At 72.3% G+C, this 23,122-nt stretch carries 30 protein-coding genes and 1 riboswitch; of the genes, 11 read left to right on the forward strand and 19 right to left on the reverse strand.

Features of this window, described 5'->3' with window-relative positions; all coding sequences use genetic code 11:
- Window positions 1–4 precede the first annotated feature (4 nt).
- The 3 genes from EV385_RS22290 to EV385_RS22300 are packed head-to-tail and all read right to left on the reverse strand — an operon-like array spanning window position 5 to window position 2,889.
- The gene (locus EV385_RS22290; protein ID WP_130511216.1) at window positions 5–808 is read right to left on the reverse strand and encodes an energy-coupling factor transporter transmembrane component T family protein; all 804 of its coding nucleotides are present in this window, start codon (window positions 806–808) and stop codon (window positions 5–7) included.
- On the reverse strand, window positions 805–2,280 hold the full coding sequence (locus EV385_RS22295; protein WP_130511217.1) for an ABC transporter ATP-binding protein: 1,476 nt from the start codon (window positions 2,278–2,280) through the stop codon (window positions 805–807). The genes EV385_RS22290 and EV385_RS22295 overlap by 4 nt, the downstream gene beginning before the upstream one ends.
- 3 nt (window positions 2,281–2,283) lie before the next feature.
- On the reverse strand, window positions 2,284–2,889 hold the full coding sequence (locus tag EV385_RS22300; protein ID WP_130511218.1) for an ECF transporter S component: 606 nt from the start codon (window positions 2,887–2,889) through the stop codon (window positions 2,284–2,286).
- Window positions 2,890–2,939: 50 nt separating this feature from the next.
- Window positions 2,940–3,048: riboswitch (TPP riboswitch) on the reverse strand.
- Window positions 3,049–3,107: 59 nt separating this feature from the next.
- Between EV385_RS22300 and EV385_RS22305 the strand changes: the two genes are divergently transcribed.
- Entirely contained in the window at window positions 3,108–3,923 is an 816-nt protein-coding gene (locus EV385_RS22305; protein WP_130511219.1) for an alpha/beta fold hydrolase, read from the forward strand.
- 52 nt (window positions 3,924–3,975) lie between these two features.
- Window positions 3,976–4,509 carry a DUF6328 family protein gene (locus EV385_RS22310; protein ID WP_242625014.1) on the forward strand — a complete coding sequence of 178 codons (534 nt, stop codon included), beginning with the start codon at window positions 3,976–3,978 and terminating at the stop codon, window positions 4,507–4,509.
- Between the two features lie 5 nt (window positions 4,510–4,514).
- Here the strand turns inward: EV385_RS22310 and EV385_RS22315 are convergent, their stop codons facing one another.
- Genes EV385_RS22315 through EV385_RS22345 form a run of 7 tightly spaced genes read right to left on the reverse strand, consistent with a single transcriptional unit; the run spans window position 4,515 to window position 8,791 of the window.
- Window positions 4,515–5,123 (reverse strand): hypothetical protein, encoded by a 609-nt coding sequence (locus EV385_RS22315; RefSeq protein WP_130511220.1) that lies wholly within the window; start codon window positions 5,121–5,123, stop codon window positions 4,515–4,517.
- 46 nt (window positions 5,124–5,169) lie between these two features.
- Window positions 5,170–5,577: a Fur family transcriptional regulator gene (locus EV385_RS22320; RefSeq protein WP_130511221.1), complete on the reverse strand. Its 408-nt coding sequence runs from the start codon at window positions 5,575–5,577 to the stop codon at window positions 5,170–5,172.
- Window positions 5,574–5,876 (reverse strand): ArsR/SmtB family transcription factor, encoded by a 303-nt coding sequence (locus tag EV385_RS22325; RefSeq protein ID WP_130511222.1) that lies wholly within the window; start codon window positions 5,874–5,876, stop codon window positions 5,574–5,576. The genes EV385_RS22320 and EV385_RS22325 overlap by 4 nt, the downstream gene beginning before the upstream one ends.
- A 17-nt stretch (window positions 5,877–5,893) precedes the next feature.
- Entirely contained in the window at window positions 5,894–6,772 is an 879-nt protein-coding gene (locus EV385_RS22330; RefSeq protein ID WP_130511223.1) for a metal ABC transporter permease, read from the reverse strand.
- Window positions 6,772–7,557, reverse strand: coding sequence for a metal ABC transporter ATP-binding protein (locus EV385_RS22335; protein ID WP_130511224.1), 786 nt, complete (start codon window positions 7,555–7,557; stop codon window positions 6,772–6,774). The genes EV385_RS22330 and EV385_RS22335 overlap by 1 nt, the downstream gene beginning before the upstream one ends.
- Window positions 7,554–8,480, reverse strand: a complete 927-nt coding sequence (locus EV385_RS22340; RefSeq protein ID WP_130511225.1) for a metal ABC transporter substrate-binding protein — start codon at window positions 8,478–8,480, stop codon at window positions 7,554–7,556. The genes EV385_RS22335 and EV385_RS22340 overlap by 4 nt, the downstream gene beginning before the upstream one ends.
- Window positions 8,481–8,536: 56 nt before the next feature.
- Window positions 8,537–8,791 carry a DUF6703 family protein gene (locus EV385_RS22345; protein ID WP_130511226.1) on the reverse strand — a complete coding sequence of 85 codons (255 nt, stop codon included), beginning with the start codon at window positions 8,789–8,791 and terminating at the stop codon, window positions 8,537–8,539.
- A 34-nt stretch (window positions 8,792–8,825) separates the two neighbouring features.
- Here EV385_RS22345 and EV385_RS22350 point away from each other — a divergent pair, with 34 nt between their 5' ends.
- From EV385_RS22350 to EV385_RS22360, 3 genes are all read left to right on the forward strand, one after another.
- Window positions 8,826–9,167 carry an antibiotic biosynthesis monooxygenase family protein gene (locus EV385_RS22350; protein ID WP_130511227.1) on the forward strand — a complete coding sequence of 114 codons (342 nt, stop codon included), beginning with the start codon at window positions 8,826–8,828 and terminating at the stop codon, window positions 9,165–9,167.
- A 16-nt stretch (window positions 9,168–9,183) separates the two neighbouring features.
- Window positions 9,184–9,759 (forward strand): Rv0361 family membrane protein, encoded by a 576-nt coding sequence (locus tag EV385_RS22355; RefSeq protein WP_242625015.1) that lies wholly within the window; start codon window positions 9,184–9,186, stop codon window positions 9,757–9,759.
- A 61-nt stretch (window positions 9,760–9,820) separates the two neighbouring features.
- Entirely contained in the window at window positions 9,821–11,200 is a 1,380-nt protein-coding gene (locus EV385_RS22360; protein WP_130511228.1) for a glycine--tRNA ligase, read from the forward strand.
- A gap of 325 nt (window positions 11,201–11,525) precedes the next feature.
- On the opposite strand, the gene EV385_RS22365 is transcribed toward EV385_RS22360, so the two are convergent.
- Window positions 11,526–11,723 (reverse strand): hypothetical protein, encoded by a 198-nt coding sequence (locus EV385_RS22365; protein WP_130511229.1) that lies wholly within the window; start codon window positions 11,721–11,723, stop codon window positions 11,526–11,528.
- Window positions 11,724–12,060: 337 nt separating this feature from the next.
- Here EV385_RS22365 and EV385_RS22370 point away from each other — a divergent pair, with 337 nt between their 5' ends.
- The 4 genes from EV385_RS22370 (at window position 12,061) to EV385_RS22385 (ending at window position 15,600) form a co-directional block, all read left to right on the forward strand.
- Entirely contained in the window at window positions 12,061–12,438 is a 378-nt protein-coding gene (locus tag EV385_RS22370) for a hypothetical protein (protein WP_130511230.1), read from the forward strand.
- On the forward strand, window positions 12,439–12,975 hold the full coding sequence (locus EV385_RS22375) for a DUF6879 family protein (protein WP_207229897.1): 537 nt from the start codon (window positions 12,439–12,441) through the stop codon (window positions 12,973–12,975).
- The gene (locus EV385_RS22380; RefSeq protein WP_130511231.1) at window positions 12,972–13,826 is read left to right on the forward strand and encodes a helix-turn-helix domain-containing protein; all 855 of its coding nucleotides are present in this window, start codon (window positions 12,972–12,974) and stop codon (window positions 13,824–13,826) included. Before EV385_RS22375 ends, EV385_RS22380 begins: the two co-directional genes overlap by 4 nt.
- 97 nt (window positions 13,827–13,923) lie before the next feature.
- Window positions 13,924–15,600 carry a serine/threonine-protein kinase gene (locus tag EV385_RS22385; protein ID WP_242625333.1) on the forward strand — a complete coding sequence of 559 codons (1,677 nt, stop codon included), beginning with the start codon at window positions 13,924–13,926 and terminating at the stop codon, window positions 15,598–15,600.
- A 99-nt stretch (window positions 15,601–15,699) separates the two neighbouring features.
- Here the strand turns inward: EV385_RS22385 and EV385_RS22390 are convergent, their stop codons facing one another.
- The 3 genes from EV385_RS22390 to EV385_RS22400 all read right to left on the reverse strand — a co-directional run bounded on the left by EV385_RS22390 (window position 15,700) and on the right by EV385_RS22400 (window position 17,089).
- A complete protein-coding gene (locus EV385_RS22390) occupies window positions 15,700–16,125 on the reverse strand; it encodes a GNAT family N-acetyltransferase (RefSeq protein WP_130511233.1) in 426 nt (141 codons plus the stop codon).
- Window positions 16,126–16,205: 80 nt separating this feature from the next.
- Complete coding sequence (locus tag EV385_RS22395; protein WP_130511234.1) at window positions 16,206–16,658, reverse strand: MarR family winged helix-turn-helix transcriptional regulator; 453 nt, start codon at window positions 16,656–16,658, stop codon at window positions 16,206–16,208.
- Window positions 16,655–17,089, reverse strand: coding sequence for an SRPBCC family protein (locus EV385_RS22400; RefSeq protein ID WP_130511235.1), 435 nt, complete (start codon window positions 17,087–17,089; stop codon window positions 16,655–16,657). The genes EV385_RS22395 and EV385_RS22400 overlap by 4 nt, the downstream gene beginning before the upstream one ends.
- An 84-nt stretch (window positions 17,090–17,173) precedes the next feature.
- On the opposite strand from EV385_RS22400, the gene dusB reads away from it, so the two are divergent.
- A complete protein-coding gene (gene dusB / locus EV385_RS22405) occupies window positions 17,174–18,313 on the forward strand; it encodes a tRNA dihydrouridine synthase DusB (RefSeq protein WP_278045001.1) in 1,140 nt (379 codons plus the stop codon).
- 80 nt (window positions 18,314–18,393) lie between these two features.
- Here the strand turns inward: dusB and EV385_RS22410 are convergent, their stop codons facing one another.
- The 5 genes from EV385_RS22410 to EV385_RS22430 all read right to left on the reverse strand — a co-directional run bounded on the left by EV385_RS22410 (window position 18,394) and on the right by EV385_RS22430 (window position 22,493).
- Window positions 18,394–19,620, reverse strand: coding sequence for an MFS transporter (locus tag EV385_RS22410; RefSeq protein WP_341273997.1), 1,227 nt, complete (start codon window positions 19,618–19,620; stop codon window positions 18,394–18,396).
- A 178-nt stretch (window positions 19,621–19,798) separates the two neighbouring features.
- On the reverse strand, window positions 19,799–20,170 hold the full coding sequence (locus EV385_RS22415; RefSeq protein ID WP_130511238.1) for a hypothetical protein: 372 nt from the start codon (window positions 20,168–20,170) through the stop codon (window positions 19,799–19,801).
- A gap of 88 nt (window positions 20,171–20,258) precedes the next feature.
- Window positions 20,259–20,882, reverse strand: a complete 624-nt coding sequence (locus tag EV385_RS35220; RefSeq protein WP_242625017.1) for a roadblock/LC7 domain-containing protein — start codon at window positions 20,880–20,882, stop codon at window positions 20,259–20,261.
- 28 nt (window positions 20,883–20,910) lie between these two features.
- Complete coding sequence (locus EV385_RS22425; protein WP_165449555.1) at window positions 20,911–22,056, reverse strand: DUF4388 domain-containing protein; 1,146 nt, start codon at window positions 22,054–22,056, stop codon at window positions 20,911–20,913.
- A gap of 56 nt (window positions 22,057–22,112) precedes the next feature.
- A complete protein-coding gene (locus tag EV385_RS22430) occupies window positions 22,113–22,493 on the reverse strand; it encodes a hypothetical protein (RefSeq protein ID WP_130511240.1) in 381 nt (126 codons plus the stop codon).
- Between the two features lie 266 nt (window positions 22,494–22,759).
- Between EV385_RS22430 and EV385_RS22435 the strand changes: the two genes are divergently transcribed.
- Window positions 22,760–23,113 carry a VOC family protein gene (locus tag EV385_RS22435; protein WP_130511241.1) on the forward strand — a complete coding sequence of 118 codons (354 nt, stop codon included), beginning with the start codon at window positions 22,760–22,762 and terminating at the stop codon, window positions 23,111–23,113.
- The last annotated feature ends 9 nt before the right edge of the window (window positions 23,114–23,122 follow it).

Raw genomic sequence — 23,122 nt, forward strand, 5'->3', positions numbered from 1 at the left:
GCGCTCAGCCGATGACCGGCCGGAACACCCCGGTCGCCACGCTGACCGCCAGGATGGCCCCGGCCAGCACACCCGCGCCCGCCAGCAGCGCGGCGTCCGCAACGCGGAAGACCTGCCGCCGGGCGTACGTGCGCGGCACACCGGCGTCGAATCCGCGCGCGTCCATCGCCACGGCCAGCCGGGTGCCACGCCGGATCGCGCCCACCAGCAGCGCGAACGCCGTCGCCGCGAACAGCCGCAGGCGGGCCACCGGATTGCGGCCCGCGTCGACGCCGCGCGCGCGCCGGGCCAGGGTGAGCATCTGCCATTCCTGGCCCAGCAGCGGCAGCAGCCGGAACGTGGCGAGCGCGCCGATCGCGAACCGGGGCGGTGCCTTCGCGTTCTGCACCAGCGCGTCCGCCAGATCCGTCGGGTCGGTGGTGGCGAACACGATGACCCCGGGCAGCGCCACCGCGAAGATCCGCAGCACCAGCGCGAGCGCGGTGCCCAGCACGCCCGTGGTGACCTGGAACGGCCCCACCGCGAACAGCGGCGTCCCGGCCCGCTCGGCCGCGAACAGCACCATCGTCACCAGCACCCCGGCGCCGGCCAGCGCCAGCGGCCACGCCCGGCGGGCCAGCACCCGATACCGCATCCCGAACAGCGGCACGGTGGCCAGTTCCACCGCGAGGGCCAGGGCGGGGGTCAGCGGGTCGAGCGTGAAGATCAGCGGCAGCGAGAACACCAGGGCCGCACCGAGCTTGGCGACCGGGTTGCGGCGGGCCAGCGGCGCGGTCGGGTCGGCGATCGGGGTGAAGGTGAGGCTCACGCGGGTCGCCGGCGGTCAGGCGGCTCGGCGGCCCTGCCGCGGTCCGGGGCGGGAGCCGTGGAGGCCGAGTTGCGGGGCGGCGGCGCCAGCGCGTGCACCCGGTCGGCGAGGGCCGCCACGAACGCGTCGTCGTGGGTCACCGCCACGATCCCGTGCCCGCCGTCGCGCAGCCGCGCCAGCAGGTCGACCAGCTCGATCCACGTACGCCGGTCCTGGCCGAACGTCGGCTCGTCCAGCACCAGCAGCCGCGGGGCGGTGGCCAGGGCGGTCGCCACGCTGAGGCGGCGCGCCTCGCCGCCGGAGAGGGTGTGCGGGTTCGCCTCGGCCAGCCGGGTCAGCCGCAGCCGGTCCAGCAGTTCGTCCACCGTGGCCGCCACCTCGGCGGCCGGGCGCCCCACGCGGCGTGGGCCCAGCGCCAGCTCGTCGCGTACCCGGGCGGTCACGAACTGGTGCTCCGGCTGCTGGAACACCGACCCGATCCGCTGGGTCAGCACGGCGGCCCGCCACCGGTGCGGCGGCCGGGGGTCGCCGAACGCCTCGACCGTCCCGGATCCGGGGGCCAGCAGCCCGCCCAGCAGCAACGCGAGGGTGCTCTTCCCGGCCCCGTTCGGACCGGTGACGGCGACGACCTCGCCGGCCCGGACGGACATGTCGACCGCGGCGAGGCGGCCGGGAACGGCGACCGCCCGCGCCCGTACCAGAGGATCGGCCGGTGGGGCGACGGCCCGGCGCGGGGCGATCGGCCGGCCCGGCACCCAGACCCCCTGCTCGGCGAGGTGGTCGCCGTGCGCGGCGAAGACCGCGGCGGGCGGGCCGTCCGCGCGGATCCCGCCGCCCGGCTCCAGCACGACCACCCGGTCGACCAGGGGCAGCGCCTCGGCCACCCGGTGCTCGACCAGGATCAGGGTGGTGTCGGGGTCCCGGGCGCGGGTGATCGCGTCGCGCACCTGGGCGGCGCCGGCGGGGTCCAGGTTGGCGGTCGGCTCGTCGAGCAGCAGCAGCCCGGGGCGCAACGCCAGCACCCCGGCGAGCGCGAGCCGCTGCTGTTCGCCGCCGGACAGGGCCGCGGTGGGCCGCTCCCGTGGGTACGCGAAGCCGACCCGCGCCAGCGCCGCGTCGACCCGGGGCCAGATGTCCTCGGCCGGGACTCCCCGGTTCTCCAGCCCGAACGCCACGTCGTCGCCGCTGCGGGCCATGACGAGCTGGGTCTGCGGGTCCTGGAAGACGATGCCGACGCGTTCGCGGGCCTTGCGCGGATCCAGGCCGTCGATCTCGACCTCGCCCTCGGCCTGCCCGGAGTCCTCGGGCAGCAGCGCGGCCAGCGCCGCCAGCAGGGTGCTCTTGCCCGCCCCGGAAGGGCCCAGCAGGAGCACCCGCTCACCGTGCGCGATGCGCAGGTCGACGCCGCGTACGGCCCTCGCGCGGCGCCCGGCGTGGCGCCACCCGAACCCGCGCAGGACGACCTCCGCCATCGCTCAGACCAGCGCGCGGTCGCGGCCCGACGCGAACCGGTCCAGCACCCCGGTGGGTGCCAGCGCCCGCACCAGCAGCCAGCCGCCGACCCCGGCGATCACGGTGCTGCTGGCGATCGTCAGCAGCGCGTACGGAACGCGGTACCCCCACAGCTCGTACGCGGCGTTCCAGTAGAAGAAGTCGAACAGCGCGGCGCCGACACCCGTCAGCGCCCCCGCCAGCAGCGCCGCCGGCAGCTTGTACGAGCGGTAGCGCAGCGCCGCGAACGCCAGCTCCGCGCCGAGGCCCTGCAGCACCCCCTGCACGATGACGATGGCGCCCCACTGGTCGCCCAGCAGCGCGGAGATGAGCGCGGCGAGGGTCTCGGTGAACAGGGACGCGCCCGGCTTGCGGATGATCAGACCGCTGAGCACGGCGGGCATCAGCCACACTCCGTACAGCAGGGCCTGGGCCGGGGGGAAGAACGCGAAGGCGCCCGAGGTGGCGGCCCACAGCAGGTTCCAGGCCCAGAAGACGACACCGAACGCCACGGCGATCACCGACGCGATCACGATGTCGACCGTCCGCCAGCGGTAGGTGGGTGTCGCGCCGACGTCGGCGGTTGTCATGGTGCCTCCCGGGGGCTCTATCGCGAACCGAGAGAGGGCGCACGTCGGCGCGGCTGGAGAGACCGAACTCCCTGCGCTGGCATTACCCAGATCAGGTTCGAGGGTCTGCGGGCCGGGCGGCCCGCACTCTCAGCGCTGTGCGCTCCCCTGTCGGATTGCATGTGTTTCGATGACGCTAACACCAGGTCGGAGCGGGGGACAGCGAGGGGAGATCACGCATGGAGATCAAAGCGCGCGGGCTCAGCTTCGACGTGTACGCCGACGGCCCCCCGGACGGCGAGCCGGTGCTGCTGCTGCACGGCTTCCCCCAGGACCACCGCGAGTTCGATCTGATCATCCCGCGACTGCACGCGGCCGGGTTGCGTACCTACGCGCTGGATCAGCGCGGTTACAGCGCGGGCGCCCGCCCGGACGGGGTGGCCGCGTACCGGCTGCCCGAGGCGGCCGCGGACGCCGTCGCGGTGCTGGACGCGCTCGGCTGCGAGTCGGTGCACGTGGTGGGCCACGACTGGGGTGCCCAGGTGGGCTGGCTGCTGGCGGCCGGGCATCCGCACCGGGTCCGCACGTACACGTCGGTGTCGGTGCCGCATCCGCGGGCGCTGGCGGGCGCGCTGCGCCGGGAGCTGCGGCAGCGGCTGCGGTTCGCGTACATGGCGGTCTTCCGGGCCGGGTTCGCGGAGCGGCTGCTGCTGGCCCGCGACGGTGCGATGCTGCGGTCGATGCTGAAGCCGATCGGCCCGCGCGCCGACGGGTACGCCGAGGCGATGCGCGAGCCCGGTCGGCTGACCGGCGCCCTGAACTGGTACCGGGCGCTGACCCGGGGCCAGCTTGCCGGGGTGGGGAAGATCACCGTGCCGACCACGTACGTGTGGGGTGAGGCGGACCCGGTGCTGGGCCGGACGGCCGCACTGGCCACCGGGGAGTGGATCCAGGCGGACTACCGGCTCGTCGCGTTGCGCGACGTCGGCCACTGGGTGCCGGAGGAGGCACCGGAGACGCTGGCCGAGGCGGTGCTGGCCCGGGTGGGAGTTTGATCATCCGTCGCCGCGGGGATGTCCCAGGCAGTCGAGCGTGGGGAGGATGCCGATGGGTGACGAGAAGGGCGGGCTGCCGGGTGAGAGCGAGCGGGAGCGCTGGAACCGCAACTTCGCCGACCTGCTGCAGGAGCTGCGGGTGGCGCAGACCGGCGTGCAGATCCTGTTCGCGTTCCTGCTGACGCTGCCGTTCAGTAGCGGCTTTCCGCACACGAACGCCTTCCAGCGCGTCGTCTACCTGGTGGCGTTGATCTCCGCGGCGTTCGCGACCACGCACCTGATCGCGCCGGTGGCGTTCCACCGGGCCCTGTTCCGCCGGGGCCGCAAGCCCGAGCTGGTCCGCTACGCGCACCGGATGGCCACCACCGGGCTGGCCTTCATGCTGATCTCGATGGTCAGCAGCGTCCTGCTCATCACCGACTACCTGCTGAACCGCTGGGCCGCGTTGAGCCTCACGGTCTTCATCGGCGCCTGGTTCCTGACGTACTGGGTGATTCTGCCGTATGTGCGGCGCAGCTGGATCGACGCCGAGGACGTGGCCGAGGACCGCGAGTACGCCGAGGATTCGCCGGGTGAGCAGCGGTGACCCGGTCAGCGCCGGGCCGGTCGCAGTCCGAGGCAGCGCAGTTCCAGCGCGGCCAGCGCGTCCACCGCCTCGGGGTCACCGTCGCGCCAGGACTGTGCGATGTCCGGGCCCAGCCGGGTCAGCTCGTTGAGGGGCCGGCCCGCCAGCGCCCGCAACGCCAGCAGGTCCCGCCCGGCGGGCTGCTGGCGGACCCGGCTGGCCACCCCGGCCCGGCGCATCCAGCGCAGCCGTAGCGGCAGCCAGCCCAGCAGCACCAGGGTGAGCGGCAGCGCCACCACCACGAAAGCCATGACCAGGGCCACGGTGCCGATCAGCTCCTGCTGCTGGCGTCCCGCGTCGGCCAGCGAGCGGGCCGCGTCGGCGGCCCCGGTGAACGGTCTGGTGAGCTGGTCGCCGACCACGGGGACGCCGCCGACCTTGCCACCCACGTCGGCGAGGTTGTCGGCGATGCTGGTGCCCGCGCCCTCGAGTTTCGCGCCGGGCACAGCGAGCTTCAGCACGGTCGAGTGCACCCAGAGGGCGACGCGGATCCAGAAGTAGACCCACACCACGACGAGCAGGTCGGTGACGATCTGGCGGGCGGCAACGGGGAGCCGGTCGGCGTACCACTTCACGCGCGACAGCGTCGCACGAGCGGGGCCGCCGCGCCCGGTGACGCGGTCAGCGCCGGGCGCAACCCGGGCAGGTGCCGAAGATCTCGACGGTGTGCGAGACGTGCACGAAGCCGTGCTGGCCCGCCACCCGGTCCGCCCACGCCTCCACGGCCGGGCCCTCCACCTCCACCGCCCGGCCGCAGGAGCGGCACACCAGGTGGTGATGGTGGCCCTGGCTGCAGCGCCGGTACAGGTGTTCCCCGCCGGGCGGGCGCATCACGTCGATCTCGCCCGCGTCGGCCAGCGCCTGCAACGTCCGGTAGACCGTGGTGAGGCCGACCCGTTCGCCGCGGGCCCGCAGCATGGCGTGCAGGTCCTGGGCGCTGTGGAAGCCCTCGGCGGTGGCCAGCACCGCGCTGACGGCGCTGCGCTGGCGCGTGTTGCGTACCGCGGTGGCGGCCGGTTCCCCGGTCACGGGGCGCCTTCCTTGGCGTGGCTGACCGCGTCCGCGACGATGTGCGCGACGTGCTCGTCCACAAGCGAGTAGGCGATCTCGCGCCCGCGCCGGGCGCCGCGCACCACCCCGGCCCCGCGCAGCACCCGCAGGTGCTGCGAGACCAGCGGCTGCGGTGCCCCCAGCTTCTCCACCAGCTCGTGCACGCAGCGCTCACCGGCACCGAGCTCGGCCACGATGGCGACGCGGATCGGCGCGGAGAGCGCCCGTAGCAGCTCCCCGGCCGCCTCGTAGGCCTCGTAGCCGGTCGTCGTCGTCACCGCAGCCACGGTACCGCTTACCCGTGCAGCACCACGTCGGGCGGTTCGACGACCCGCTCCGGTGCGGCGGCCGGGGTGGCCCGGCGGCGCAGCGCCCGCCACGTACCGGCACCCACGGTGAGCGCGACGAACGCCGCGATCGCCAGGATCACGATGGTCGCCCCGGGCGCGGTGTCGACCGCGCCGGACACCCATACGCCGCTGGCGGCCGCGCCGACCCCGATGACCATGGCGACGGTCATGGTGGTCCGGAACCCGCTGGTGATCTGCTGGGCGGCGGCCACCGGCACCACCATGAGCGCGCTGACCAGCAGCAGACCCACGGTGCGCATGGCGATCGTGACGGTCACCGCGGTGGTCACCGCCATCACCAGATTCAGCGTACGGACGGGCAGGCCGGACACCCGCGCGTACTCCTCGTCGGTGCAGACCGCGAACAGCGCGGGCCGCAACGCCAGCATGGCGATCAGTACGGCCGCGCCGAGCGCCGCGATCACCGCGAGGTCCTGCGGCGAGGTGGTGACCAGCGAGCCGAACAGGTACTGCACGAGGTTGGCGCTGGTGCTGTCCGGCGACAGCCCGACCAGCATCACGCCGCCCGCGATGCCGCCGTAGAACAGCAGGGCCAGGGCGAGGTCGCCGGAGGTGCCGCCGCGCTGGCGGACCAGCTCGACGCCGACGGCCCCGGCGGCGGCCACGATCACGGCGGTGATCACGGGGGACTGGTTCAGCAGCAGCCCCACCCCGACGCCGGTCAGCGCGACGTGCCCGATCCCGTCGCCGATCAGCGACAGCCGCCGCTGCACCAGGTAGACCCCGAGCGCCGGGGCGACCAGGCCGATGACCAGCGCGGCCAGCAGCGCCCGCACCATGAAGTCGTAGGCGTACAGGTCCATCAGTTCGCCGCCATCCGGTCGGTGGGTGCCACGCAGAGCCCGCCGACGGGTTCCTCGGCGTGCGGGTGCACGTGGTCGTGGCCGGGGTCGGCGTGGTGGCCCGCGGGTTCCGGCACCGCGCCGGAGTGCGCGATCCGGCCCTCGTGCACGACGACGGCCGTGTCGATCAGGGGCTGCAGCGGGCCCAGCTCGTGCGCCACCAGCAGCACGGTGCCGCCGCGCCCGGCAAAGCGGCCCAGGGTCTGCGCGAACGCCTCCTGGCTGGCCGCGTCCACCCCGGCGGTGGCCTCGTCGAGCACGAGCAGGTCGGGCTGCCCGGCCAGGGCGCGGGCGATGAGCACGCGCTGCTGCTGGCCGCCGGACAGGGTGGCGACCGGGTCGCCGATCCGGTCGGCCAGGTCCACGTCCGCCAGGGCGGCGCGGACGGCCTCGCGGTCGGCGGCGCGCGGCGGGCGCAGGACGCCGCGGCGGGCCAGCCGCCCCGAGGCGACCACCTCGCCCACGGTGGCGGGGACCCCGCCGGTGACGCCGACCCGCTGCGGCACGTACCCGATCCGGGCCCACTGGCGGAAGCGCTGCTGGGGCACGCCGAACAGGTCGATCTCCCCGCCGGCCAGCGGCACGAGGCGCAGCAGCGTACGGATCAGGGTCGACTTGCCGGAGCCGTTGGCGCCGAGGAGGGCGACCACGGCGCCGGGCGCCACGCTCAGCGAGACGTCGCGCAGCACGGTACGGCCGCCGTACGCGACCGCGGCGTGCCGCACCGAGACGACGGGGGCGCTCACGATGTGCACCCGAGCGCGGTACGCAGGGCGGCGAGGTTGCGGCGCATCACGGAAAAGTAGTCCTCTCCGGGCTCGGTCAGCCCCTCCAGCGGGTCGAGGACGGCGGTCCGGGCACCGACCTCGCGGGCGAGGGTCTCGGCGACCTTCGGGCTGACCAGCGTCTCGAAGAAGATCGTGGTGGTGCCGGTGCGTTCGGCCTCGGCGGCCACGGCGGCCAGCCGGCGCGGCGACGGTTCACCCTCGGGGGTGATGCCGGTGATGCCGACCTGGGTCAGCCCGTACCGCTGGGCCAGGTAGCCGAAGGCGCTGTGGCCGGTGACGATCTCGCGCCGGGCGCAGGTGGCCAGGCGGGTCGCGTACTCGGTGTCGAGTGCGTCCAGCTCGCGGTGCAGGGTCGCGGCCCGCGCGGTGTAATCGGCCGCGTGTGCCGGGTCGGCCTGGCCGACCCGGGTGGCCAGCCGGTCGGCGATGGTGGCGAGGCGCTGCGGGTCCAGCCAGACGTGCGGGTCCATGCCCCCGGAGAGCTCCGTGTGCTCTTCGCCGGGCTCCGGGTGGTCCTCGGCCAGCGACAGCAGCGGTACGGCCGTCGCGGCGTCGAACGCCCGGTCCTTCGCCTCCAGGGCGATCGCCTGGTCGACCGCGGGCTGGAAGCCCTTCAGGTACGCCACCAGGTCGGCGTCGGCGATCCGGGCCACCTGTCGGGGGTTCAGCTCGACGTCGTGCGGTTCGGCGCCCGGTTTGGTGAGGTTGCCGACCGTGGGGCCGTCCCCGGCGATCCGCTGGGCGACGAACTGCAGCGGGTAGAACGCGGTGACGATGCGCAGCCGTCCGTCCGCCGCGCCGTCCGCCCGGGCGGTGCAGCCGGTGGCGGCGCCGAGGGCGACGACGGCCGCGGCGGCGAGCAGGAGCCGGAGGCGTGTCACGTATTCAACTGTGGGTGATAATGACAATGATTGTCAAAAGCGCATGAGTGCACCGGTCACAGGGCCTTCGCCAGCGCGGCGAACAGCAGCGCCGCCAGCAGCAGCACCCGCACGACCCGGGTGCCCGGCGTCTGCACCGGCCAGGTGGTGAACGTCAGCCCCGCCGCCCCGGCGGCCAGCAGCACCAGCAGCGCCGCGCCCACGATGCCCGGCAGGAACAGCCCGCCCATCAGCAGGGCCAGCGCGACGACGAACGCCGTCGTCGGGCTGACCCCGGCGAGCCGGCGGAGCAACTTCTCGGACGGTGCCACGGCGACCTCATCTGCAGTGCGTACGCTGACGGCCATGCTGGTGCTCAACCGGTTCCTGATCCCCCCGGACACGCAGGACGCGTTCGCCGAGCGGGCCCACGCCGCCCTGGAGGCGCTGGCCGCCCGCCCCGGATACCTCTCCGGACGGCTGACCCGTGCCCTCGACGACCCCGCCCACTGGACCCTGGTCACCGAGTGGGAATCGGTCGGAGCCTACCGGCGCGCCCTGGGCGATTTCGACGTCAAAATGCGGTCGATCCCGTTGCTCAGCGAGTCGATCGACGAGCCGTCCGCGTTCGAGACCCTGGCCGACGCCGCCCCCGGCGGGCCGGTGCGGGTCACGCCGAGCGACCGGGCCGCGCAGCCCTGGCGCTGAGCACTAGGCTGGCCGCATGACCACGGCGCCCGCGGCCTACCCGCCCCCACCGACGGGCCCGCTCCCACCGACGGGCCCGCCCCCTTCGACGGGCCCCGAGGTGCCCGCCGTTCCCGACCCCCCGCCCGGTCCCGGCGTCTACCCGCCGTTCCCCGCGCCGCCCGTGGAGGGCCGTGGGCGGCGTATCGGGCTCGGCCTGGGCATCGGGGCGGTCGTGTTGGTGCTGGTCTGCGGCGGCGCCTTCGCGGCGGCCGTCGGGCTCGGCGCGGTGATGACCCGGGCGATCAACGAGCAGGCCCACGTCGTCATCGGCAAGTACTTCGACGCGCTCGAACAGGGCAAGTACGCCGACGCGTACGGAATGCAATGTGAGAGCGAGAAACAGCGCCAGACCCAGGCCGAATTCACGGCCGAGCAGAGTACGCAGGACCGCATTCAGTCGTCCGACGTGGGCGACGTCGACCTGACCGCGGTGCAGCTCACCGTGCCCGTCGACGTGACCTACACCGACGGCAGCACGAACCGCCTCGAGGTGTACCTGGACCAGAACCCCGACACGGGCGAATTCCAGGTCTGCGGGGTAGAGGAGTAATCTCCTGACTCGTCCAATTCACTGATATCCCCGCCGACAATCCAGCCGGCGTAGGAGGAACATGCCCGCCGATCGTATCGACGCCGTCGTCAGCCTGGCCAAGCGCCGGGGCTTCGTCTTTCCCTCCAGCGAGATCTACGGAGGCACGCGCTCGGCGTGGGACTACGGTCCGCTCGGCGTGGAGCTCAAGGAGAACGTCCGCCGCCAGTGGTGGCGCACCATGGTCCAGCAGCGCGACGACATCGTCGGCCTGGACTCCGCCGTCATCCTGTCCCGCGACGTGTGGGCCGCCTCCGGCCACCTCGACGCGTTCGTCGACCCGCTGACCGAGTGCCAGTCCTGCCACAAGCGGTTCCGCGCGGACCACCTGGAGGAGGCGTACGAGGCCAAGCACGGCAAGGCCCCCGCCTCGCTGCAGGAGCTGAACTGCCCCAACTGCGGCAACAAGGGCACCTTCACCGAGCCGAAGATGTTCAACGGCCTGATGAAGACCTACCTGGGCCCGGTGGAGAGCGACGAGGGCCTGCACTACCTGCGCCCGGAGACCGCCCAGGGCATCTTCGTCAACTACAACAACGTGGCCACGGCCGCCCGCAAGAAGCCGCCGTTCGGCATCGCGCAGGTCGGCAAGAGCTTCCGCAACGAGATCACCCCGGGCAACTTCATCTTCCGTACGCGCGAGTTCGAGCAGATGGAGATGGAGTTCTTCGTCGAGCCCGGCACGGACGAGACGTGGCACGACTACTGGCTCCAGGAGCGCTGGAACTGGTACCTCGACCTCGGCCTGTCCGAAGCCAACATGCGCTTCTTCGAGCACCCCAAGGACAAGCTCTCGCACTACTCGAAGCGCACCGTCGACATCGAGTACAAATTCATGTTCGGCGGCACCGAGTTCGCCGAGCTGGAGGGCATCGCCAACCGCACCGACTTCGACCTGTCCACGCACTCCAAGCACTCCGGGGTCGACCTGTCCTTCTTCGACCAGGAGAAGGGCGAGCGCTGGGTGCCGTACGTGATCGAGCCCGCGGCGGGCCTGACCCGCGCGGTGCTGGCCTTCCTGCTGGAGGCGTACGACGAGGACGAGGCGCCCAACACCAAGGGCGGCGTCGACAAGCGTACGGTGATGCGCTTCGACCCCCGGCTGTCGCCGATCAAGGTGGCCGTGCTGCCGCTGTCGCGTAACCCGGAGCTGTCCCCGAAGGCCCGCGAGCTGGCCGCCACGCTGCGCAAGCGGTGGGTCGTGGAGTTCGACGACGCGCAGGCCATCGGCCGCCGCTACCGCCGCCAGGACGAGATCGGTACGCCGTTCTGCGTCACGGTCGACTTCGACACCCTCACGGACAACGCGGTGACCGTCCGGGACCGGGACACGATGAAGCAGGAGCGGGTGTCGCTCGACCAGATCGAGCGCTACCTGATCGAGCGCCTGCCCGGCTGCTGACCGTCCATCCCGCGTGGCCCGGCTCCGGCCAGGCCACGCGGGATGGGGCCCGGTCCGCCGAGAGAGCGGCCGGTGTTACCTTCACGTCCAGGGCGGCGTGACGACTCCCGGCCGAAGGGCGCTGCATCGCACGAGCGCGTGACGCGCGGTGGTGTCCAGCTGAGTGCCGTCCGGGCGCACGCTGAGGCCCTCCAGCTCGATCCACGGCCCATCGTTGAGCTGTCGTAACTGCCGAACCCGGGTGACGCGGAGATGAAGCGTGCCCTGCCCGTACATGTAGTCGCATCGTTGAGGCGCAGCACGTCCCCGGGCTTGATCGGTATGGTCATCGGTTGCCCTCCGGGGTGGTGTCAGCGAGCGGGTACGACTCGACCATCGACCGCCCGGCAGCGGCCAGCCGGTCGTACGCCACCACCCAGGTCTCGCACCGAGCCACCCCGCAGTGGTGACACATGCCTGCGCCGAACACCGAGCCGTGCTCGATGAGTACCTCGCGCAGCCGCGCGGCTTCCTCATCCGTCATGTCGACGGACATCACGGAGTCGTCCGATCCATGGCTTGCGGCTGTGGACTGATGATCATCTGTCACCCTCCTAGAGTTCGCGTTTCGGCAATGCGCTGTCCGCACCCGGGCAATTCGCCAAACGGTATGGCGGTGCATCCTGCGGTGAGAACGAAGTTGCCTCGTGTTGCGCAGGCTCCGGACGGGCGCCAGCTTCGGCGCAATCCGCCGCATGTTCTGCGCCACGTCGCTCAGTTGATCGGAGCAGGTGACCGATCAACCTTGACTTGTTTCTCGCTTAACTCCACGCTGGACGATGCCGATGCAACACGAGGCAATCCAACGACAGGAGACGATCGTGCGGCTACGGTTTCTCGGCAAGGATTCGACGCCCAGCAATTCGCCTACCCTCTACGCCAGCGACAACGACAGTTACGTCGTCCAGGGCTGGGTCGTCACCGATCCCGGCATCCTGGCGCGGCTGCAGGTGAGCGACGCGGAGACGGTGGTGGAGGTCCCCGCCAGGTTGCTCAGCTTCCTCGCACTCGACGGGTTGGACGGGGAGGTGACCCGTCTCGTCCCGCCGATCGTTCACGTACTGGACAGCGGAAACTTCATCATCCAAGGTCAGCGCGTTGAGGATCGCGAGGCGCTTGGCCAGATGACGAGTCCCGATGACGAGACCTGCGTGGAGGTGCCCAAGGCGGCCATGCGGGCGCTGCTTGTTGGAGCGTAGGTGGAGCCGATCTCGGAAGAACAGCGCGACAGCTACTTCACCGCCTACCGGCGAGAGGCGTTGCATCTCGAAACACGCGACATCTACTCCACTGACATCGAGCGAAGCCGGTTTCAGACCTGGTTACGCGGCGAAGCGCTCGATCCCACGGCCGAAGCCGAGTGGTGGCGGCCGTGGTTCGAAATGATGGCCGTCAACCGCGCTGCGGGCAAGACCCTGCGGCGGCTACGCGTTGTGTCGGAGCCGGTGACCAAGTACATCTACTTCGAATGGCTGGACGCCTTCAACCTCGTGCAGTCCGGCGAGGACGTGCGGTGGCTCCCGCGCCGCCGAGCTTCCAGGTTGCTCCTCCCGGGCAATGACTTCTGGATGTTTGACAGCGAAATCCTGACCTTCACCCACTTTGACGGCGACGGGCATGTTCTCGACCACGAGCTCACCACCGACCCGGCCATCGTGCGGCAGTGCGAGGCAGCCTTCGAGGCGGCCTGGGACGTGGCGACTCCGCACCACGAATACGAGCCACCACAAGCGTGACCGCACCCGTCAAACAGGCGCGCGAAGCGCTCGGCGCACGTCTCCGTGAGGTCCGCAGGGACGCAGGTCTCACGGGGCGTGCGCTGGCCGAACGCTGCAATTGGCATTTCACCAAGATCAGCAAACTCGAACACGGTACGCAGACGCCCAGCGAGGCGGACATCGGGGCGTGGTGTCGGGCGTGCGGCGCCGACGCGGAAATCCCGGATCTTGTTGCCACGATGCGAGCGATCGAGTCGATGTACATCGAATGGCAGCGCCACATGCGGGCAGGGATGAAGCGCGCGCAATCGTCCGCGGTGCCGCTGTACGAGAAGACCAAACTCTTCCGTGGCTACGAGAACACTGTCATTCCCGGATTGTTCCACACGGCCGAATATGCAGCGTCGATCTTCGCTTGGTGGGCAGACTTCCTCGCCCTGCCCAACGACGCCGAAGCCGCCGTTGCCGCACGTATGGAGCGGCAACAGGTGCTCTACACGGGCGATCGGCGATTCCTGTTCGTCCTGGAAGAGCAGGTCCTTCATACGCGCGTAGGCAATACCGAGGTGATGCTGGGACAGCTCGACCGCCTGCTGGCCGTGATATCGCTACCCAGGGTGAGTGTCGGGATCATCCCCGCGAACGGTCGGCGGCAGTGCTTGTCCCAGGGCAGCTTCTGGATCTTCGATGAGCGCCTCGTCCAGATCGAAACTATGTCCGCCGGTCTTGAGGTTACCCAACCGCGCGAAATCGCAATCTACGGCCGGGCATTTGCGTTGTTGCAAGCTTCAGCGGTGTTCGGCCGGCCCGCACGCGACCTGATCGGGCGGGCCATCGCGGACCTGCCGGCCACCACCGAGGCTGGGTGACGCCACCTCCCTCCAGTTCTGACTCGCGGCTGGCTGGGACACCCGGTCATGGCGGGTGCGGCGACGTTTGGGCGGGCCCGTTACCGTGTCCGCCGTGATGATCCGCTCGCCGGGATCCGACCAGGAGTCGGAGGGCAGTCAGGTCCTGGGTGGCCGTTACCGCATGCTGCGCCGGATCGGCAGCGGCGGCATGGGTGTGGTCTGGCTGGCTCGCGATGAGGTGCTGCACCGCGATGTGGCGATCAAGGAGCTGCACTACCGTGGTGGCATCTCGGACCGCGGCCACGCCGACGGCTACCGGCGCGGCCTTCGCGAGGCGCGGGCGGCCGCCGCGCTGAACCACCCCAACATCGTCGGGGTGTACGACGTCTTGGAGCACGACGACCGGCCGTGGATCGTCATGGAGTTCGTGTCCGGCCGGTCGCTGAAGGACATCGTGGCCCAGGACGGTCCGATGCCGGCCGAGCAGGCGGCCGCCCTCGGCCGCCAACTGCTGTCGGCGCTGCACGCCGCACATGCCGCGGGCATCACGCACCGGGACGTGAAGCCGGCCAACGTGCTGGTCGACGATGGTGGCGTGGTACGGCTCACCGACTTCGGTCTGGCCACGATGCCGGACGCGGAGACCATCACCGAGACCGGCGCGGTGCTCGGCACGCCGGGCTACCTCGCGCCGGAGCAGGTGAACGGGGGCACCCCGGGGCCACCGGCGGACGTGTTCGGCGCCGGGGCCACGTTGTACCACGCGATCGAGGGTGTCGGGCCGTTCCACCGCGCGGGCCTGTTGCCGATGCTGGCCGCGTACGCCCGGCACGACCTGCGTCCGGCCCGCAACGCCGGTGCGCTGGAACCGGCCCTGCAGCGCCTGCTCACCGCCGACCCGGCCGATCGCCCGACCGCCGGGCAGGCGTACGAGCTGCTGGATGACCCTGCCCTGCGGCGGCCGCGGCGGTCCCGGCGGCTGATCTTCACGGATGGGGCCGCCTGGCGGCAGGCGGCACGGACGTTCCAGGTCGCCGCGGCGATGTTCCTGCTCGCCCTCGGCCTCTACCGGGCGGCGGCGCCGCACGTGGAGGCGCTCACGTTGAACCCGGCGATCCGGGCCGAGGGCCTGGAACTGGTCGACGTGTTCGACATCGTGCGGGCGTTGAGCTGGGCGCTGGTGTTCTGGGCGGTGCTGACCCGGCACCGCCGCACGACCGCCGGGCTGGCGGTGCTGGCGGCGACGCTGGAGGTGGTGCGGGTGGCCGCCTGGTATCCACAGTCGCCGGTCCATTTCCTGAACTCATGCTGGTGGATGACCGTGGCGGTAATGGTCGCGGCCACCTCGCTGTGGCTCGTGCGCGGTGACCGGCTCACCCGTCCGGGCTCGCTGCGGTGGTTCGGGGCGGCGCTCGCCGTCGCGGCGCTCGCCGGGTTCTGCGACATCTGGCAGGACCGGGATCCCGGCCGATGGGTCGTCGTCGGGGGCGACGGCGGTCCGTTCGTCTATCTCGGAGTGCCGTTGTACCTGCTCGGTGCCGGGCTCGCCGGGTGGGGGGCGTGGCGCCTGGGCGGTCCGGTACGTCGTCGGCTCGTCGCGGTGGCCGCACCGGTGTGGGGCGTGGCGGCCGTGGTGAACTACGGATTCACCGGCTTCCTGGCGTCCAGCCCGCGCTTCTCCCCGCCGGTGATGCTCGAACCGGCGCAGTGGGCGCTCCTCGCCGTGACACCGCTGTTGGCTTTCGTCGTGTCGGCGTTCGCCGTGAACCGCTGGGAAAGGCCTCGTTCCTGACCGCCGTCCCACGAATGTTGGTGAGTTCGGGCGCGGCGCTGACCGGAAGTCATCGACTTTTCCCGCCCCCGTCCATGGTGCGGTGGCCGGCCGGTGCGGCTATCCGAACGGTGGCCGCGTGTCGATCTCCATCCAGCGTTCCGGGTGACCGACCTTCACGAACCCGGCCTTCGCGTACACCTCGTGCGCGTCGACGGTGGCGAGCACCAGGCGTTTGATGCCATGGCGCCCGGCCCACTCGACGGTCCAGTTCGCCAGCATCGTGCCGAGGCCGCGGCCGCGGTGCTCGTGGTCGACGTACACGTCGCACAGCCAGGCGAACGTGGCGAGGTCGGACACGATGCGTGCCACCGCGACCTGCTGCCCGTCAGGGGTGTAGAGGCCCACCGGGACCGAGTGGGCGAAGGAGCGTTCGACCACCTCGCGCGTGCGCCCCTTGGCCCAGTAGGCATCGGTGCTGATCCACCGGACGACCCGGTCAAGGTCGAGATCGTTCGGGTCTTCGCTCAGCCGGTAGTCGCTCACACCGCCATTCTCGCGGCGAGCAGACGATCATGAAGTAGCCAATCGTGCATCCGTGGCGGCAGGCGGTCAACGGTGCGCATTCACGCCTCTGCGGAGGATCGGCGCAGGGTGCGCAGTGCGGTGACGAACCCGGGCAGCTTGTCGCCGAGGTCGCCGAAGAAGGCGGCGTCGCACGCCTCCACCGCGACGACCGCCCGGTTGGCGAGGTCGCGACCGGCTTCGGTGACCGCCACGGCCCGGGCCCGCCGGTCGGTGGGGTGTGCGGGCCGATGCACCAGAGTGCGGCTTTCCAGCGTGCGCAGCACCTGCGAGGTCATCATCGGGTCGGTGGCGGCCATTGCGGCGAGGGCCTTCTGGGTGACCGGCCCGGATGCCTGCAGGAAGGTGAGCGTGGCCAGCAGCACGAACTGCACGTGGGTGAGGTCGTATGGTTTCAGCGCCGCCCGCTGAGCGGCCTGCCACCGGTTGGTGACCTGCCACAGCAGCAGGCCGGGGCTGTCGTCGGCGCTGTCATGCCGGCTGGCCAGGCTCATGCCGCCATTCCGGCCGTGCGGGCGGCCGCTTCCAGCCGGATGAGATCGCCGTTGAGCGCGTTCGCGATGCCCTTGCCGAGCACCGCGGTCCAGAGGAAGGCGAGCGGGCCGGTGATGGTCACCCGCACCGAGACGGTGGTTTGGCCGCTGGAGTCGGTGCTCACGAGGTGCTGGAACGTCAGCCGCGCGCCGAGCAGCAGGGACACGTCGGTGAGTTCGCGCCCCGGGACGAGCGACGTGACGACGAACCGGGTCGCCGGGCCGCCCTTCGGCTTCAGCCGCCCGGTCGCGCCGGTGCGCAACGGTCCGTCCAGCCGTACCCAATCGGTGTCGGTGTTCCACTGCGGCCAGGTGGCGGTGTCGGCCCACCGCTCGAAGAAGGCCTGGGCGGGGACGTCGGTGGTGATGGTCGCGGTGGCGATCGTCTTCATGCCAATTAGTATGCGCGCTTAGTATCTCCGGGTCAAGCGGGACCATGATCGTCGGTACCCGGGCCGGTCGGGGAGAATGGCGGGGTGACTCTCGCCGTGACATCTCCGCTGGCCCTCGGGCGGCACGAGGTTTGGCCGCCCGTCGTGCTCGCGCCGATGGCCGGCATCACCAACGTCGCCTTCCGCACGCTCTGCCGCGAACAGGGCGGCGGCGTCTACGTCTGCGAGATGATCACTACGCGGGCGCTGGTCGAGCGCATCCCCAAGACGCTCAAGATGATCGCGTTCGCCCCCGACGAGGACTTCCGCAGCCTCCAGCTCTACGGCGTCGACCCGGACGTGACCGCCGCCGCCGTGCGGATGGTCGCCGAGGAGGGCCTCGCCGATCACATCGACCTCAACTTCGGCTGCCCGGTCCCGAAGGTCACCCGCCGTGGCGGCGGCTCCGCGCTGCCGTGGCGGCGGCGCCTGTTCGGCCGCATCGTCCGGCAGGCCGTCGCGGCGGCCGCGCCGGCCGGCATCCCGGTCACGGTCAAGATGCGCAAGGGCATCGACGACGACCATCTGACGTACGTCGAGGCCGGGCTGATCGCCCAGGAGGCGGGCGTCGCCGCGGTCGCCCTGCATGCGCGTACGGCGCAGCAGCGCTACTCCGGAAACGCCGACTGGGATTCCATCGCCACCCTCAAGCAGGCGCTCGACGTGCCCGTGCTCGGCAACGGGGACATCTGGGAAGCCTCCGACGCGATGCGGATGGTGGCGCACACCGGGGCGGACGGGGTGGTGGTGGGCCGCGGCTGCCTGGGCCGCCCGTGGCTGTTCGCCGACCTGTCCGCCGCGTTCGCGGGCACCACCTCGCAGGCCCTGCCGACCCTCGGCGAGGTCGCCGCGATCATGGCCCGGCACGCCCGGCTGCTCGTGCAGGCGCTGGAGGACGAGCGGCACGGCTGCGCCGACTTCCGCAAGCACATCGCGTGGTACCTGAAGGGTTTCCCGGTCGGCGGGGACCTGCGTCGCAGCCTGGCCATGATCTCGTCGCTGGCCGAGCTGGAGGACCTGCTCGGCAAGCTGGACCCGGCGGTGCCGTTCCCGCGTGAGTCGCTGGGCCAACCGCGCGGCCGGATCAACGCCCCCGGCAAGGTGTCCCTGCCGTACGGCTGGCTCGACAGCCGCGACGACGACACCGTGCCCGACGGTGCCGAACTGGACGACTCCGGCGGCTGACGGACCCGGCCGGCGCCGGACAACTGCTCCTCTCGGTCCGTGACCTCCTGGTTCAGCGCGGCGCTTCGTCGCCTAGCCTGTCAGCTCGTCGCGGGGCCGGTGGCAGGAGCCACCGGCCCCGCACCGTCCATTCGGGACCACTGTTCCGACTGCGGCCGGTGGATCGGCAGCCATCGGGCGGCCATGAGCGCGGTCGCCAGCAGCGGCGCCGCGCAGCCTGCGACCAGGACCGACATCGGTGCGACCGCACCGCCCGCACCCACCCCGGCGTAGATCAGCACGGCGCACACCTCGGCCGCGACCCCGCTCACCGACAGCACCGTCGCCCGCGTCCGGCTGCCGATGACCTCCTGCAGTCGCGTCTCGGTGACCACGATGGCGAACTGCAGCGCACCGAACGCCACCGCGATCGGCACCATGCCCGCCAGGTGACGGCTGAGCGCACCCGCCGCCAGCAACCCGGCGGCCCCGGCCAGCACCGCCGCCAGGCGGCGCGGCGCGATCGCCGCCCACCGGCCGGCCAGCGCGCTGCCCACCGCCATGCCCAGCGCGGGTAGCGCGAACAGCAGCGGCACCAGGGCCGTCGGGGCACCGGCCGTACGGGACAACAGCGGCAGGTACTCGTCGAGCGCGGTGAACCCCGGCACCAGCGCCGCGAGGGCCACCGCCCGGGCGACGAAGCGGCTGCCGCGTACCTCCCGCAGGCCCGTGGCCAGCGTGGCGGCGTACCCGCGCAGGCCGCCGAACTCGTCCGACGATTCCCGGCGCGGAGTCTCCGGGAACCCGAGGGCGAGGAACCCGCCCACCACCGGCACGGCGACGCTCAGCGCCCCGACCAGCGGGTAGCCACCGACGGCGTACGCCGGGGCGGCCAGCGTGGTGGCCGCGAGCATGGCCAGGATCCCGACCGTGCCACCGCGGCCTGTGACCCGGGCGTACGCGTCGGCGGCGCCCACCTCGGCCAGCTCGTCGTAGACGAGCGCCTCCAGGGTGCCGGACTGCATCGCCCCGCCCACGCCCCACAACACGAAACCCAGGGCGAAGCCGGGATAGGTAGGCCACAGCGTCCAGGTGGCGTACGCCGCGGCGACCAGGAAGGAGCCGAGCGCGTACAGGCGGCGGCGCGACCAGGCGTCCGCCCAGGCGCCGGACGGAACCTCACAGACGAAAGACACCACCGACCAGATCACGAACAACGACGAGATCTGGGCCGTGGACAGCCCGGCGTCGGCGAACAGCAACGCGTACAGCGGGTAGAAGAGGATGCCCTCCTCGCATCCGCGGACCGCGTACAGGCGCCGGGTCAGGCGGGGGGCGGCGCGGCCGCCCTCAGGTCAATTCGGGTGTCGCGTGGCATCGGCCATGTCGCGACCATCGCACCGCCCGGGCGGCCCCGTCAACCGGCATTCCGCCGGTGACAGGCTTTCGGGTCCGCCCGGCGCGGGACGGGCGCCATCGGTGTTCCGCCCGCCCCGGCCGGTCGGCTCACACGTCGAGCTCCGCCTCGATGCGCCGGAGCTGGTGGCGCGACATCGCCAGGTTCGCGCGGTCCCGGCGCAGGGCGACGTACAGGAACAGGCCCTTGCCGCCGCGACCCGTCAGCGGCCGGATCATGTGGTACTGCGTGTCCAGCGTGATCAGGATGTCCTCGATCTTCTCGGAGAGGTTGAGCATCTCCATCGCGCGCAGCTTGGCGCGTACCACGTCCGTGTTGCCCGCGGCGGCGACCGTCAGGTCGAGGTCCTTGCCGCCACCGAGCGTTCCCAGCGCCATGCCGCTGGTGTGATCCACCAGGGCGACGCCGATGGTGCCGTCGATCTCCATGATCTCTTTGAGTGCGGTGTCCATGTCAGCCACGGTGTCTACCTCCGTCAGGGATGGAACGGCCCGCCGGTCCTTGTGCCGGACGGCGCCGGGTGATGTGGGTACGGAACGTCGCGGGGTGTCATCGGGCTCCGCGGCCGCGGATGCCCCGCAGCGCGGCCATCGGAGTACGCCGGGCCAGCGGCGCCGGCGCGGCGGCCGGCTCCACGGACTCTGGCCCGGCCGGTTCCGCGTTTGCGGCGCGGTGGTCCGGCCCGGCCGGGGAGCGGTCGGCCGTGCCGGTCGGGGCGTGGTGGTCGGGCCAGGCCGGGGGGCGGTCGTTCGGTCCGGCCTGGGCCGGGATCCGGGGGACGGGTGCCGGGACCTGCTGGCCGGTGAGCGCCGGCGGTTCCCGGTCGAGCAGGCGCACCAGGCGCCGCACGCAGCGGCGGGCCTCCAGGTGCACCCTGGCGAGGTTTGCGTCGCCGGAGGTGACGAGCGTGAGCAGGGCCTGCGGCCCGGCCGCGTACGAGGTCAGGTAGCCGCCGTCGCACTCCACCACGCACTCGCGCAGTGCACCGTGATCGACCGCCTGCGCGAAGCGGCGGGCGAGTGCGAGGTGCGCGGCGGCCAGGGCGGCGAGGGCGTCCGGCTCGATACCTCGCGCGTCGTGTGCCACGACCAGGCCGTCGACGGTGGCCAGCACGCTGGCGCGCAGTTCCGGCATCCTGGCCCGCAGGCTGCCGAGTTCCGTAAGGACTGTCATCCGCTATGGCTCCCTCCGGGCGCGCGCGTCATCGCAGGGCCCTCAGCGCGCTGCGGATCCGTTTCAGCAGGACTTCGTCGGCGCCCGTGGGCTCCAGCACGGCGGGCCCGCCGAGCTCGGCGGGGAGCCGGGCGCCGGGCTCCCGGCGCGCCAGCTCCGGCGGCGGCAACCGCGCGCCGTCCCCGGGCGGGCGCATCCCGCGTACCGCGGCGGCCGGGATGGTCACGGTCGGGTGGTCGTCGGCCACCGGACCGGCCGGCTGGTTGTCCGGCACGACACCGGTCAGGTGGCCGTCCGGCACGGCGGTGCTCGGGTGGTCGGCCAAGGCAGGGGCGCTCGGGTGGTCAGCCAAGGCAGCGGCGCTCGGGTGGTCGGCCCGGGCGGGAAGGCTCGGGTGGTCGGCCCCGGCGGCGGCGATCGGGCGGCTGGCGTTCACGGCGGCGCCCCGCACGGGGGGCAGCCGGACGAACTCCGGGCGCCCCGCCGGGCGTTCGGGCGGCTGGGGCACCTCCAGCAGGCCGAGGGCGCCGAGCCGGCGCAGCTCCTGGACGGTCGCGTAGCCGGCCCGGCCGAGCAGTTGGGCCAGGTCCGCCGGGGTGCGCTGGCCGTCGGCGTGCACGATCAGCTCCCACTGCGTCGCGGTCAGCCAGACGCGCTCGACCGGGAGGCGCGCCGCCAGGGTCACCGGGGCCGAGTCCAGCTGCGGATGCGGGAAGATCTCGTCGAGCAGCCGTTGCCGGCGCTGGGATTCGTGATCCACCGCGCCCGCGTCGATCCAGAGCACCGCGCCCAGCCAATGCGCCTGCCCGGCCACGAAGTCCGCCCCGTTCGCCACCGGGCCCAGCGCGAAGTAGGCCGCGTCGTACGTCGCCCCGTGCACGCACAGCTCCAACTCGCCCCGGGTGAGATGACCCTGGTCGAGCAGCAGTTGTCCCACCCGGCCCTGCGCGGTGCCGAGGTCCAGCGCGGCCTGCCAGGTGCGCGCCGCGAGCCGCCCGGAGGCGGTCAGCAGCTCGCCCACCCCGGGCGCGGCCGGCGACTCGGCGTACGTGACGAAGCCGTCGGTCAGGTAGAGGGTGCCCCCCGGACGGCCCGTCACGACCAGCGCGCCGGTCCACCGCTCGGCGGCGGCCGTCCGCAGCAGCCGTCCGGGCGCTGCGGTGTCGGCGATCACGGTCACTCCTGTCCGGGGTCTCGTCGGGCTAGTCGTCGCGAGTGCGGCCGCCGCGCTCAGGTGGCGACCAGGTCGTAGGCGAGCCGTTGCATCCGCCGCCGCGCCACCGCGAGGTTGCCGTGCAGCCGGTCCAGCCACACGTACAGCACGAGGCGGCTGTCGAAGTCGGTCTGCACCGGGCACAGCAGGTGGTAACCCACGGCGGTGGTGATGATCAGGTCTTCCAGCAGGTCGTTGGGTACGGCGGAGACGAACAGCGACCGGCTGTTCGCCGCCTGCAGCACCTCGGCCGTGCCCGCCGCCGTGGCGTGATGATCGGAGTTGGGTGCCGCGCCGGTGGTGGCGACCGGAAACCCGGTGGTGTAGTCGACGATGCCGGCACCGATCGCGCCCGGAATCGCCATGGCCTCCCGCAGACAGTTGTCGACGCCGGGCACATCTCTCCTCAGCCCAGTGAGCTAGCCCCTGTGAAAGCTCCCGCCTTTCCCCTGCGCCGGCCGTTGGCGGGACGTCCGGGCGTCGCTGCCGCCCTCGGCCGTGCTCCTGCGCGGGCCATCCTCTGGCCACCCGCCGGACGCCAGTCGCACCCGCTGTGCGTCACCGGCCGTGACCGCCCGGACGGCCACCGCCGCGTCGTCTCGGCGGGCGCCGCCGGGCCGTGGCGCGTAGCATGATCTCCACCCTTCGAGACGGGAGGAGCCGCATGGGCAGCCAGTGGGAACAGGTCGTCGTGGACTCCGAGGATCCGGCGCGGCTGGCGCGCTGGTGGGCGGAGGCGCTCGGCTACCACATCGTCCACGAGGAACCGGACGAGGTGGAGATCCGCCGTACCCCGGACGCCGTGCCCGGCCTGCTCTTCCTCACCGTTCCGGAACCGAAGACGACCAAGAACCGGCTCCACCTAGACCTGATCCCCGACGACCAGGAGGCCGAGGTCGAGCGGCTCGTCGACATGGGTGCCCGGCCGGTCGACATCGGCCAGGGCGAGACCGGCTGGGTGGTGCTGGCCGACCCGGAGGGCAACGAGTTCTGCATACTGCGAGCCCGGACGACCTAGTCTCGACGA

Source organism: Krasilnikovia cinnamomea, assembly GCF_004217545.1.
GTDB lineage: Bacteria > Actinomycetota > Actinomycetes > Mycobacteriales > Micromonosporaceae > Actinoplanes > Actinoplanes cinnamomeus.